9 protein-coding genes are annotated in these 12,549 nt (G+C 70.0%); 6 read left to right on the top strand and 3 right to left on the bottom strand.

Features of this window, described 5'->3' with window-relative positions:
• The first annotated feature begins 55 nt into the window (after positions 1-55).
• Entirely contained in the window at positions 56-598 is a 543-nt protein-coding gene (locus RS82_RS10230) for a MerR family transcriptional regulator (protein ID WP_045299006.1), read from the top strand.
• 24 nt (positions 599-622) lie between these two features.
• Here RS82_RS10230 and RS82_RS10225 read toward each other — a convergent pair whose 3' ends face one another.
• Together RS82_RS10225 and RS82_RS10220 are read right to left on the bottom strand one after the other, a co-directional pair.
• Positions 623-1,837 (bottom strand): trans-sulfuration enzyme family protein, encoded by a 1,215-nt coding sequence (locus RS82_RS10225; protein ID WP_045299004.1) that lies wholly within the window; start codon positions 1,835-1,837, stop codon positions 623-625.
• Between the two features lie 133 nt (positions 1,838-1,970).
• Positions 1,971-2,780 carry a ParA family protein gene (locus tag RS82_RS10220; protein WP_045299002.1) on the bottom strand — a complete coding sequence of 270 codons (810 nt, stop codon included), beginning with the start codon at positions 2,778-2,780 and terminating at the stop codon, positions 1,971-1,973.
• An 87-nt stretch (positions 2,781-2,867) separates the two neighbouring features.
• On the opposite strand from RS82_RS10220, the gene RS82_RS10215 reads away from it, so the two are divergent.
• Genes RS82_RS10215 through RS82_RS10205 form a run of 3 tightly spaced genes read left to right on the top strand, consistent with a single transcriptional unit; the run spans position 2,868 to position 8,839 of the window.
• Positions 2,868-6,275, top strand: coding sequence for a pyruvate carboxylase (locus RS82_RS10215; protein ID WP_045299000.1), 3,408 nt, complete (start codon positions 2,868-2,870; stop codon positions 6,273-6,275).
• Positions 6,276-6,326: 51 nt separating this feature from the next.
• Positions 6,327-8,339, top strand: a complete 2,013-nt coding sequence (locus RS82_RS21515; RefSeq protein WP_045298998.1) for a MinD/ParA family ATP-binding protein — start codon at positions 6,327-6,329, stop codon at positions 8,337-8,339.
• A gap of 8 nt (positions 8,340-8,347) precedes the next feature.
• The gene (locus tag RS82_RS10205; RefSeq protein ID WP_045298996.1) at positions 8,348-8,839 is read left to right on the top strand and encodes a peptide deformylase; all 492 of its coding nucleotides are present in this window, start codon (positions 8,348-8,350) and stop codon (positions 8,837-8,839) included.
• An 82-nt stretch (positions 8,840-8,921) separates the two neighbouring features.
• On the opposite strand, the gene RS82_RS10200 is transcribed toward RS82_RS10205, so the two are convergent.
• Positions 8,922-10,748 carry an AMP-dependent synthetase/ligase gene (locus RS82_RS10200; RefSeq protein ID WP_045298994.1) on the bottom strand — a complete coding sequence of 609 codons (1,827 nt, stop codon included), beginning with the start codon at positions 10,746-10,748 and terminating at the stop codon, positions 8,922-8,924.
• Between the two features lie 151 nt (positions 10,749-10,899).
• Here RS82_RS10200 and RS82_RS10195 point away from each other — a divergent pair, with 151 nt between their 5' ends.
• Both RS82_RS10195 and RS82_RS10190 read left to right on the top strand, forming a co-directional pair.
• Positions 10,900-11,835: an ROK family glucokinase gene (locus RS82_RS10195; RefSeq protein ID WP_045299196.1), complete on the top strand. Its 936-nt coding sequence runs from the start codon at positions 10,900-10,902 to the stop codon at positions 11,833-11,835.
• A 4-nt stretch (positions 11,836-11,839) separates the two neighbouring features.
• Complete coding sequence (locus RS82_RS10190; RefSeq protein ID WP_045298992.1) at positions 11,840-12,529, top strand: lysophospholipid acyltransferase family protein; 690 nt, start codon at positions 11,840-11,842, stop codon at positions 12,527-12,529.
• Positions 12,530-12,549: the final 20 nt, after the last annotated feature.

Here is a 12,549-nt window from a genome sequence, read left to right as displayed (position 1 = left end):
GCGAGGGGGCGGCTGATCTAGCGTGGAACTATTCGATCCGGAGGGGGGAACGAGCATGACCGGAGACGTTGCTCCAGGCGAGCCGTTCAGTGCAGAACTCCTCTTCACGGACGGTCTTCCCGCGATGGATGACGAGGTCGGGTATCGCGGCGCGGCCGCGGCGAAGGCGGCCGGAATCACCTACCGCCAGCTCGACTACTGGGCCCGCACCGAACTCGTCCAGCCGACGGTGCGCGGTGCCAGCGGGTCCGGCTCGCAGCGGCTGTACGGCTTCCGCGACATCCTCGTGCTGAAGCTGGTCAAGCGCCTTCTGGACACCGGCATCTCGCTGCAGCAGATCCGCACTGCCGTCGACCAGCTCCGTGCTGCCGGCATCCGCGACCTGGCAGGCACGACGCTCATGAGCGACGGGGCATCGGTCTATCTGTGCACGTCCAACGACGAGGTCATCGATCTCGTCAGCCGCGGCCAGGGCGTCTTCGGCATCGCGGTCGGCAAGGTGCTGCGCGAGGTCGAGTCGGAGCTCCTCGAGTTCGAGTTCGAGAAGCCCGACCCGATGGACGAACTCGCGGTGCGTCGCGCCGCCCGCACCGCGTAAGGCGCGCCGCCCGCTTCGTCGGGGTCAGCCCAGCGCGGTCCCCATCCGTTCCCGCACGCCCGCCGCCGCGGTGAGGGCCTGATCGAGGTCAGCGATGAGGTCGGCCGGATCCTCCAGGCCGATCGAGAGGCGCACGAGCGCGTCCGAGGGCTTCGCCTCGGCGGCGACGGGCCGGTGGGTGAGCGCCGCAGGATGCTGGATGAGCGAGTCGACACTGCCGAGCGACACGGCGTGCGTGAAGAGCTGGACGGATGCCGTCAGCGTCGCCGCGGCGTCGAAACCGTCGGCGAGTTCGATCGCGATCATCGCGCCCGGACCCGACTGCTGAGTGCCGATGAGGCCTCGGGGGTCGCTGTCGGAGAACCCGGGGAAATGCACACGCGCGACTTCGGGGCGTGAGAGCAGCCACTCCGCGACGACCCGCGCGCCCTCCTGCTGGGCGCGCATGCGCACCGGGAGGGTCGCCAGGCCGCGGTGCAGCAGGTACGCCGCGAGCGGATGCATGATCGCGCCGGTGATGGCGCGGGTGCGCCGCAGCGCCGCCGCGAGTCGCGCGTCGCACGCGACGACGCCGCCCACGACGTCGCCGTGGCCGCCGAGGTACTTCGTCGCACTGTGCAGCGAGAGGGACGCGCCGAGGTCGAGCGGGTGCTGCAGAACGGGTGTCGCGAAGGTGTTGTCGACGAGCACCGGGACCACGCCGGCCGCCGCCGTCACCCGGCGGATGTCGACGAGCTCGAGCGTCGGGTTGGCCGGGCTCTCGAGCACGACGAGCGCGGTGTCGTCGCGTACTGCGTCGGTGACACCGTCGGGGGAGCAGAAGGTGGTCTCGACGCCGAGCAGACCCGACGCCAGCAGGTGGTCCGTGCCGCCGTACAGTGGACGCACGGCCACGACGTGGCGCTTCTCGGACTCGTGCGTGAGGGCCAGCAGCACGGCGGTCACTGCGGCCATACCCGACGAGAACGCCACCGCCTCCTCGGCGTGCTCGAGACGTGCGAGAGCCTCCTCGAATCGCGCGACCGTCGGGTTCCACAGTCGCGCGTAGACGTTCGACCCGCCTTCGGACGGGTGGCCGCCGGTCGCGAGGACCTCGTACGACATGCCTCCGAGTTCGATGCCGGGCAGCGGATTGGTGGACGAGAGGTCGAGGGGGAGAGCGTGCACGCCCAGGCTCGCGAGATCGTCGCGACCGGCGTGCACGGCAAGGCTGTCAGGGTGCAGCGTCATCGATGCCATGGCGATATGGTCAGTGAAATCGCGACGAATGGCAAATCGAGCTCACCCGCACGGGCAGACTTAGCGCAATGTGCTCATGCGGTGAGCAAAGTGTTCACCGTCACGGATGCCGGGGCCCGCAGCATCCGCCGGATCAGGAGCGGGAGTCCTCGGGGACCGGGATGCGACCCGTCCGCATGACGCGGTCGAGCAGGGAGTCGAAATCGGCGGCGAGCTCCTGGGCCGAGTCGCCGGGCCAGATGTGCAGCGGCTTCGCGGCGCCCTGTGCCTGCTGGAGCGAGGTGCGCTCGGGCAGCTGCGGGCTCAGCACGAGCGGGCCGAACATGTCGCGGAGCTCCTTGATGCGGAACTGGTGCTCGATCGACTGCGGGCGCACGCGATTGACGACGATCCCCAGCGGCTGCAGGCGGGGGGAGAGCCCGCGGCGGATCTCTTCGATCGCACGCAGGGCGCGGTCGGCGGCGGCGACGGAGAACAGTCCCGGCTCGGTCACGACGACGACGCGGTCGGAGGCCGCCCACGCGGTGCGGGTGAGGGCGTTGAGCGACGGCGCGCAGTCGACGAGTACGAGGTCGTAGTCCGCCTCGATCGTCGCGAGCGCCTCTTCGAGCTTCCAGACGTCCCGGACGCTCGGGTGGGGGCCGTCGAAGTTGATGGCCGACGGGCTGCCGATCATGACGTCGATGGTGCCCGGGTGCACCTTCGCCCAGCCGCTGGAGGTGATGGCCTGACGGACCGTCTTCTCCTTGGGGTTGGCGAGGACATCTGCGACATTCAGGCGGCCGGCCACCTGGATGTCCATGCCCGTCGAGACGTCGGACTGCGGGTCGAGGTCGACGACGAGCGTGCGGACACCGCGGGCGAAAGCCGCCGACGCGAGTCCGAGAGTCACGGTCGTCTTGCCGACGCCACCCTTGAGCGAGCTGACGGATAGGACGTGCACAAGCCACCACGTTACCGTCCCCTAGGCTGAGAGCACACTCAGCCCGTTTTTTCGGGCCCTGCCTGCGCCGCCGCACACGGAGGTCTCATGTTCCGCAAGATCCTGGTCGCGAACCGAGGCGAGATCGCCATCCGGGCATTCCGCGCCGCGTACGAGCTGGGGGCGCGCACTGTCGCGGTGTTCCCGTTCGAGGACCGCGGCTCCCTGCACCGCCAGAAGGCGGACGAGTCGTACGAGATCGGTGAGAAGGGCCACCCGGTCCGCGCCTACCTCGATGTCGACGAGATCGTGCGCGTCGCACTCGCAGCCGGTGCCGACGCCATCTACCCCGGCTATGGCTTCCTCTCCGAGAATCCCGAGCTCGCTGAGAAGGCGGCCGCGAACGGCATCGCCTTCATCGGACCGCCCTCCAACGTGCTCGAGATGGCGGGAAACAAGGTCACCGCGAAGCAGCACGCGATCGCCGCGGGCGTGCCGGTGCTGCGCTCCACCGACGCGTCCGACGACGTCGACGCGCTGCTCGCCCAGGCCGACGACATCGGGTTCCCGATCTTCGTGAAGGCCGTCGCAGGCGGCGGCGGCCGAGGTATGCGCCGGGTCGAGCGCAAGGAAGAGCTCGCGCCCGCGCTGGCCGAGGCCATGCGCGAGGCGGGCAGCGCCTTCGGCGACGCCCGTGTCTTCCTCGAGCAGGCGGTGCAGCGGCCCCGTCACGTCGAGGTGCAGATCCTCGCCGACAAGACGGGCGAGACCGTGCACCTGTTCGAGCGTGACTGCTCGGTGCAGCGTCGTCACCAGAAGGTGATCGAGATCGCTCCGGCGCCGAACCTCGACCCCGCCATCCGCGACGCACTCCACGGCTACGCGGTCGCCTTCGCGCGGTCCATCGGCTACGAGAACGCCGGCACCGTCGAGTTCCTCCTGGAGACCGCCGGCCCGCGCACCGGCGAGGTCGTCTTCATCGAGATGAACCCGCGCATCCAGGTCGAGCACACCGTGACCGAGGAGGTGACGGACGTCGATCTCGTGCAGTCGCAGATGCGCATCGCCGCAGGGCAGACGATCGCCGACCTCGGGCTGACGCAGGATCGCATCCAGCTGCGCGGTGCGGCGCTGCAATGCCGCATCACGACCGAGGACCCGTCGCAGGGCTTCCGCCCCGACACCGGCCGCATCACGACGTACCGTTCGCCGGGTGGCGCCGGCATCCGTCTCGACGGCGGCACGACCGCGGCGGGCTCCCAGATCAGCCCGCACTTCGACTCGATGCTCGCGAAGCTGACGTGCCGCGGCCGCGACTTCCCGGCCGCCGTCGCGCGCGCCCGCCGCGCCCTGGCCGAGTTCCGCATCCGCGGCGTCTCCACGAACATCCCGTTCCTGCGGGCGGTGCTCGACGACCCCGCCTTCGTCGCGGGCGACGTCAGCACGTCCTTCATCGACGAGCGGCCCGAGCTGCTCACGAGCAACCCGTCGCGCGACCGTGCGACGAAGCTCCTCAACTGGCTCGGCGACGTCACCGTGAACCGCCCGTACGGCGAGAAGCCCGTCTCGGTGTCGCCGGGCAGCAAGCTGCCTGCCATCGACCTCTCGGTGCCGCCGCCCACCGGCACGCTGGACCGCCTGCGCGAGCTCGGACCCGAGGGCTTCGCCCGGGCGCTGCGCGAGCAGACCGGTCTCGCCGTCACCGAGACGACGTTCCGCGACGCGCACCAGTCGCTGCTCGCCACCCGTGTGCGCACGCGCGACCTCGTCCGCGTCGGCCCCCACGTCGCGCGCATGACGCCGCAGCTGCTGTCGGTCGAGGCATGGGGCGGTGCGACCTACGACGTCGCGCTGCGCTTCCTGGCCGAGGACCCGTGGGAGCGCCTCGAGGCGCTGCGCACGGCGATGCCGAACATCCCGATCCAGATGCTCCTGCGCGGCCGCAACACCGTGGGCTACACGCCGCGCCCCGTCCAGGTCACGGACGCCTTCGTGCGCGAAGCGGCCACCACCGGGGTCGACATCTTCCGCATCTTCGACGCCCTGAACGACGTGTCGCAGATGCGTCCGGCGATCGACTCCGTGCGCTCCACGGGCACCGCGATCGCCGAGGTGGCGCTCTGCTACACGTCCGACCTGCTCGACCCGGCCGAGAAGCTGTACACGCTCGACTACTACCTGCGCCTCGCGGAGCAGATCGTCGAGTCGGGCGCGCACATCCTCGCCATCAAGGACATGGCGGGCCTCGTGCGTCCGGCGGCCGCAGCCAAGCTGGTCACCGCGCTGCGCGAGAATTTCGATCTCCCGGTGCACCTGCACACGCACGACACCGCGGGCGGCCAGCTCGCGACCCTGCTCGCGGCGAGTGCCGCGGGAGTGGACGCGGTGGATGCTGCAGCCGCCCCGATGTCGGGGACCACGAGCCAGCCGTCGCTGTCTGCGCTGGTCGCCGCGCTCGCCCACACGGACCGCGACACCGGCCTCAGCCTGCAGGCGGTCAGCGACCTCGAGCCGTACTGGGAAGGCGTACGCCACCTGTACCGTCCGTTCGAGTCCGGCCTCGCGTCGCCGACCGGCCGCGTCTACCACCACGAGATCCCCGGCGGGCAGCTGTCGAACCTGCGCCAGCAGGCGATCGCCCTGGGCCTCGCCGACGACTTCGAGCTCATCGAGGACATGTACGCCGCCGCCGACCGCATCCTGGGCCGCATCCCCAAGGTGACGCCGTCGTCGAAGGTCGTGGGCGACCTCGCCCTCGCGCTCGTGGCGGTGCGCGCCGACCCCGCCGACTTCGAGGAGAACCCGCAGAACTACGACATCCCCGACTCGGTGGTGGGCTTCATGGCGGGCGAACTCGGTGACCTGCCGGGTGGCTGGCCCGAGCCCTTCCGCACGAAGGTGCTCGCGGGCCGCACGATCTCGATCGACGTCCCACCGCTCACCGCGGAGGAGCAGGAGGGCCTTGCCGGCGACGCCGCGACGCGCCGCCGCACGCTCAACCGTCTGCTCTTCCCCGGGCCCGCGCGCGACTTCGAGAAGAACCGCGAGACGTACGGCGACCTGACGGCGCTCGGCACCCCCGACTATCTCTACGGATTGAAGCCGGGCGAGGAGCACATCGCCGAGATCGACCCTGGCGTGCAGCTGTACGTCGGTCTCGAGGCGATCGGCGAAGCCGATCCCAAGGGCATGCGCACCGTGATGACGACGCTCAACGGCCAGCTGCGACCCGTGTTCGTCCGCGACCGCAGCATCAAGGTCGAGGCGCGCCAGGCCGAGAGGGCCGACACCTCGAAGCCGGGCCAGGTCGCAGCTCCATTCTCAGGCGTCGTCACCCTCAAGGCGAAGGCCGGCGACGCCGTCACGGCCGGCCAGCCCGTCGCGTCGATCGAGGCCATGAAGATGGAGGCGGCGATCACCGCACCCGTCGACGGCGTCGTCGAGCGCCTCGTGATCGCCGAGACCGCGCAGGTCGACGCCGGCGACCTTTTGGTCGTCATCCGTCCGGCGCAGTAACCTGGAGGGCGGCATCCGCCCGAAACGCCGTCTTTTCAGGAGAGCTCCGCAGTGACGCCCGATCGCATCGAACACACGCCCGACGAGCCCGAGAACGGCGTGCTGTCCGACACCGGAAGCATGGACACGACCGGTCTCGGCATCCTGGGCGGTGCGACGGCGCAGGTGAACGTCGAGCTGCCGTCCGAATCCGACGACGACCGTGAGGACGACGGCGTCATCGACGACGAGGTCCCCTTCGTGATCGAGATCCCGGCCGACGCCGATCTTCCGGTCATCGAGGCCGCTCCGGTCGAGGAGTTCCCGACCACGACGACCGAGGCCGAGATCGTCGAGAACCCGGCCGACCTCGAGGAGTGGACCGTCGAGGGCGACGGCTTCGCCCCGGCGCCGCTTGTCGAAGACATCGCCGACGCGGAGATCGTCGAGGTGTTCGAGGCCGAGATCTACGCCGAGGACGCCGATGTGGTCGACGAGGCCGAGCCGGACCCGGTGGTCGAGGCTGAGCCCGTAGCCGAGGAGCCGACCGCCGTCGTCGAGGACCTCGAGCCGCTCGCCGAAGAGCCGATCTCCGAGGTGCTTGTCTCCGAAGAGCCCGAGGTCGTCGCCGAAGAGCCCGAGGCCGTCGCCGAAGAGCCCGAGGCCGAACCTGTGGCGGCGGAGCCGGCCGTCGAAGAGTTCACGATCGCCGACTTCGACGCCGCCGACTTCGAGGTCGCCGACTTCGACGGGGAGTTCGATCCGGCCGAGTTCGACCTCGAGCTCGCCGATGACGGCGTCGAGGCCGCCCTGGCGGAGAACGCCGCAACCGGAGACGATGTCAGCAGGGCCGACGACACCGCGGAGGAGCCCATGAGCGCCAAGACCCCGGCCGACGACGACAAGGCAGCCGCGACTCCGGCGCCGGGAGCGCCCCCGGCGGCCCCCGCCCGGCCATCGGTCCCGGCCGCTGCCGCCGCAGCGAAGACCGCGACCGGCCAGACGCCCGCCACCCGCCGTGAGGCCAACCACACCGGCGCCCAGCCGGTCGTCGAGCGCACGGCGGTCGAGCGTGCCGGCTTCCCGCGCGCCGACGTCGCCCTGACCTCGAAGCGCCTCGGCGAGTTCGAGGCGGGCCGCGAGACCGCCGACCTGCTCACCGCCGACCGCCTGCTCGACCCGCACCAGGTGATCCGCCCCGAGCCCGAGGGCGCCTGGCAGCACTTCGTCTACTCGATCTCCGGCAAGCGCATCAACCTCGGCGACAGCAAGCGCGCGAAGGCCCGCAAGGACCTCGACCGCCGCATCGCGACCCCCCTCACCGGCGGCGCCCGGTTCGTTCCGGTGCTGTCGCGCAAGGGCGGCGTCGGCAAGACGACCGTGACCACCCTGCTGGGCCAGGCGCTGGCCGACGCCCGCGACGACCGCGTGATCGCCATCGACGCCAACCCTGACCGTGGCACGCTCGCCGAGCGGATCACCCGCGACGGCGGCAAGACCGTGCGCGATCTCGTGCGCATGAGCCCTGAGGTCGTCGGCTTCAACGACCTGTCGAGCATCGTCGCGCGCGACGAGACACGCCTCGACGTCGTCGCGTCCGACACCGACCCGCGCGTGTCGGAGGCGTTCAACGACGCCGACTACCGGAATGTCGCCGCCCTCGCGGCCCACTACTACTCGGTCGTGCTCACCGACACGGGAACCGGCATCGTCCACTCCGTTATGGGGGCAACGCTCGACCTCGCCGACCAGATCGTGATCGTAGCCGGACTGAGCGTCGACGAGGCCCGGCTCGCCTCCGAGACGCTCACCTGGCTCGAGACCAACGGCTACTCCGACAAGGTGCGCAGCGCCGTCGTCGTGCTCAACAACGCGCGGCCGGGCCATCCGCTGGTTCAGCTCGATGAACTGGAATCGCACTTCCGCACCCGCGTGCGCGCAGTCGTGCGCGTGCCGTACGACCCGCACATCGCGGCCGGCAGCGCCATCGTGTTCCGCGAGCTGCAGCCTGCGACGCGCGAGGCCGCACGTCAGCTCGCCGCGACCGTGGTCGAGGGCCTCCGTTCGCTCGCGTCGGCGGCCTGAGGCATCCGATGGCAGTCCGTCCCATCCGTGTGTTCGGCGACCCCGTCCTGAAGTCCGCCAGCGCCCCCATCGGCGAGATCGACGACGGCGTGCGCGCCCTCGTCCGCGACCTCGTCGACACCGTCGAGCTGCCCGGCCGCGCGGGCGTGGCCGCGCCGCAGATCGGCGTCGGGCTGCGCGCCTTCAGCTACAACATCGACGGTGACATCGGCTACGTGCTGAACCCGGTGCTGGTCGAGGTGTCGGGCGAGCCCGAGGCGATCGGCGAGGGCTGTCTGTCGGTGCCGGGACTCTGGCACGACACGGTCCGGTATCCGAGGGCCAAGGTGGTCGGCATCGACCTCGACGGCAACCAGATCGTGCTCGAGGGGGAAGGTCTTCTCGCACAGGCGCTGCAGCACGAGACCGATCACCTCGATGGCACGCTCTATCTCGATCGGCTCACGAAGGAGCGGCGCCGCGTCGCGATGCGCGAGATCCGCGAGTCCGACTGGTTCTGAGCCCTCGATTCACCGCGAAACGGCAAGCCCCGGACCCTGAGAGGCCCGGGGCTTGCGGCATCCGTCGTCCGTCGTCCGCCGGTTAGGAAAGCGAGACGTTCGTCGTGTTGACGGGCACGGCGTAGATCTCGTCGACGTCGCCGGCGAAGTCCTCGAGGATGACGTTGCGCTTGATGCTCATCTTGGGCGTGAGGTGGCCGCTCGACTCCGTCCACTCCGTGGGGAGGATGGTGAACTTGCGGATCGACTCGGCGCGCGAGACGTTCTTGTTCGCGATGTCGATCGCCCGCTGCACCTCGGCGCGGACCGCGTCGTTCTTCGCGGCGTCCGCGAGCGACATGTCGGCCGGCAGGTTGTTGTTCGACAGCCACGCCGGCAGCATCTCGGGGTCGAGGGTCACGAGGGCTGCGATGAACGGCTTCTGGTCGCCGACGACGACAACCTGGCCGACGATCGGGTTGGCGCGGATCGGGTCCTCGAGCGCCGCCGGCGCGACGTTCTTGCCGCCGGCGGTGACGATGATCTCCTTCTTGCGGCCCGTGATCGTGAGGAAGCCCTCGGAGTCGAACGCGCCGATGTCGCCGGTCTTGAACCAGTCGCCGTCGAACGTGGCCGCCGTGGCCTCGGGATTGCGCCAGTACTCCTTGAACACGTTGATGCCGCGCACCTGGATCTCGCCGTCGTCGGCGAGACGGATGCCGACACCCGGCAGCACCGGACCCACGGTGCCGATCTTGGACTTGGTCGCGAGGTTGACCGTCGCGGGCGCCGTCGTCTCGGTGAGACCGTAGCCCTCGAGGATTGTGACGCCGAGGCTGTGGAAGAAGTGGCCGAGGCGGTGGCCCAGGGGAGCGGAGCCCGACACGGCGTACGCCACGCGCCCGCCCATCGCGGTGCGCAGCTTCGAGTAGACCAGCCGGTCGAAGAGCGCGAACTTGATCTTGGTGAGGAACGGGACCTTCTTGCCCTCCTGCAGGAGGCGGGAGTGCTCGATCGCGGTGTGTGCGGCGGCGCGGAAGATCTTGCCCTTGCCGCCGGCCTCCGCCTTCTGCTCGGCCGAGTTGTAGACCTTCTCGAACACGCGCGGCACAGCCAGGAGGAACGTCGGCTTGAACGAGCCCAATGCGGGCAGCAGCTGCTTCGTGTCGGGCTGGTGGCCGGTCTTGACACCCGCATGGATGGTGAGAATGGAGATGAACCGGGCGAACACATGCGCCGTCGTGATGAAGAGAAGCGTCGACGCGCCGGGCATGTCGAGCACCTCGTGCAGCGACTTGGCGGAGTTGCGGGAGAGCTCCACGAAATTGCTGTGGGTCAGCACGCAGCCCTTGGGGCGGCCGGTCGAGCCCGACGTGTAGATGAGCGTGGCGATGTCGGCGCCGTTCGCGATGTTGCGACGTCGCTCGATCTCGTCGTCTGCGACGCTCGCACCCTCGGCGACGAGCGTGTCGAGGTCGCCGCCGTGCATCTCCCACACCGAGCGGATGAGCGGAAGCTCCGGGCGCGCCTCGGCCAGGCGCGCGCTGTGGTCAGGCAGCTCGGTGATGACGGCGATCGCGCCCGAGTCGGTCAGATTCCACGCGATCTGGGCGCTCGAGCTGGTCTCGTAGATGGGCACCATGACCGCTCCGGCGTAGAACAGCGCGAAGTCGACGAGCGTCCACTCATACGTGGTGCGGGCGATGAAGCCCACCTTGTCGCCGGGCTCGATGCCGCCCGCGACGAAGCCCTTGGCCAGCGCGATGACCTGCTTCTGGAACTCGGCAGCGGTGATGTCGCGCCACCCGTCGCCCTCCGGCACGGCGAACAGCGCGAGGTTCGGCGTGGCCTTGACGCGCTCGACCAGGAGGTCGGTGATGTTCGCCTGTGGATCGGCGGGGACGATGGCAGGGACTTCGAATTGGACCACGGCAGCTCCTTCGGTACCGGACGACTTAATCTCGGGTGGATCTCATCCGAGTCTAATCAGGTGTCGCATCGGACTCGCGGGGGATGTGGAGAGCACCGCCTGGATAGACTTCAAGGCGCTGTCGCGCGTGCGGCGGACGGAGAGGGAGAACGTGCTCAAGGTCGGCATCGACATCGGCGGAACGAAGATCGCGGGCGGAGTCGTCGACTCCGAGGGCACCATCGTCGAACAGCTCCGCGTCGACACCCCCACCGACACCGCCGCCCTCGCCCAGGCCGTGGTTGACATGGCCCGCTACTTCCGAGGCGCGCACGACGTCGCAGCCGTGGGCGTCGCAGCCGCCGGCTTCATCGACCGCGACCGCGCCACCGTCATCCACGCGCCCAACATCGCGTGGCACAACGAGCCGCTGAAGGCGACCCTCGAAGAGGGCATCGGCCTGCCGGTCACCATCGAGAACGACGCGAACGCCGCCGGCTGGGCCGAGTTCCGCTTCGGCGCGGGCCGCGGGGTTGAGCACATGGTGATGCTCACGATGGGCACCGGCGTGGGCGGCGCCATCGTCCTCGACGGCGAGCTCTTCCGCGGCGGTCACGGCGTGGCCGCCGAACTCGGCCACATCCGCTTCATCCGCGACGGCATCCTGTGCGGCTGCGGTCAGCGCGGATGCCTCGAGCAGTATGCATCCGGCCGGGCACTGCAGCGCGAGGCCGGTGAGATCGCCGATGGCGGCGGCATCGGCGCCGCGCTGGCGGCCCACCGCGCCGAGCACGGCAAGATCAGCGGACCGGCGGTGTCACGCCTCGTGCTCGCGGGCGATCCCGGGGCGGCGGAGGCGCTGCGGCGTGTGGCGACCGCTCTCGGCGAGGCGTGCGGCGGCTTCCAGGCGGTGCTCGACCCCGAGCTGTTCGTCATCGGCGGCGGGGTCGCCCAGCTCGGCGACGCCCTCCTCGAGCCGATGCGCGTCGCGTACGAGAAGTCGCTTCCGGGATACGGCGACCGGCCGATCGCGACCTTCAAGATCGCGAAGCTCGTCAACGACGCGGGCCTCATCGGGGCGGCAGATCTCGCGGGGACAGAGGCGTAGCGCGATGTTCTACTGGCTGATGAAATACGTGGTCATCGGACCGATCGTCAAGGCGATCTGGCGGCCGTGGATCGTCGGCCGTCGCAACGTCCCCGCCGAGGGCGCCGCGATCCTCGCGAGCAACCACCTCTCGTTCGTGGACTCGATCTTCCTGCCGCTCATGCTCGACCGGCCCGTCGCGTTCCTCGCCAAGAGCGACTACTTCACCGGCAAGGGCCTCAAGGGCTGGGCGACCCGCATGTTCTTCAAGGGCACCGGCCAGCTCCCCATCGACCGATCCGGCGGCAAGGCGTCCGAGGCATCCCTCAACACGGGTCTTCAGGTGCTGGGCCGGGGCGACCTGCTCGGCATCTACCCCGAGGGCACCCGCAGCCCCGACGGCAAGCTCTACCGTGGCCGCACCGGCATCGCTCGCATGGCGCTCGAAGCGCACGTGCCGGTGGTGCCCGTGGTCATGGTCGACACCGACACCATGATGCCGATCGGCACCACGGTCCCGCGGATCGTCCGGGTGGGCATCGTGGTGGGCGAGCCCCTCGACTTCTCGCGCTTCGAAGGCATGGAGGGCGACCGCTACATCCTGCGCTCCATCACCGACGAGATCATGGTCGCGCTGCAGCGGCTGGGGGAGCAGGAGTACGAGGACGTCTACGCGTCGACCGTCAAGGATCGGCTCAGGCCGAAGACCCGCTGAACACCGGGTGGCCGGCCGTC

The organism is Microbacterium trichothecenolyticum, from assembly GCF_000956465.1.
Lineage (GTDB): Bacteria > Actinomycetota > Actinomycetes > Actinomycetales > Microbacteriaceae > Microbacterium > Microbacterium trichothecenolyticum.
Note: the sequence above shows the minus strand (reverse complement) of the source record. Positions and strands in the feature narration are given on the sequence as shown.

Excerpts from the sequence above, each read along its gene's own strand:
- RS82_RS10205 (WP_045298996.1), top strand. The coding sequence starts at position 8,348 with ATGGCAGTCCGTCCCATCCGTGTGTTCGGCGACCCCGTCCTGAAGTCC.
- RS82_RS10215 (WP_045299000.1), top strand. The coding sequence starts at position 2,868 with ATGTTCCGCAAGATCCTGGTCGCGAACCGAGGCGAGATCGCCATCCGG.
- RS82_RS10190 (WP_045298992.1), top strand. The coding sequence starts at position 11,840 with ATGTTCTACTGGCTGATGAAATACGTGGTCATCGGACCGATCGTCAAG.
- RS82_RS10230 (WP_045299006.1), top strand. The coding sequence starts at position 56 with ATGACCGGAGACGTTGCTCCAGGCGAGCCGTTCAGTGCAGAACTCCTC.
- RS82_RS10225 (WP_045299004.1), bottom strand. The coding sequence starts at position 1,837 with ATGGCATCGATGACGCTGCACCCTGACAGCCTTGCCGTGCACGCCGGT.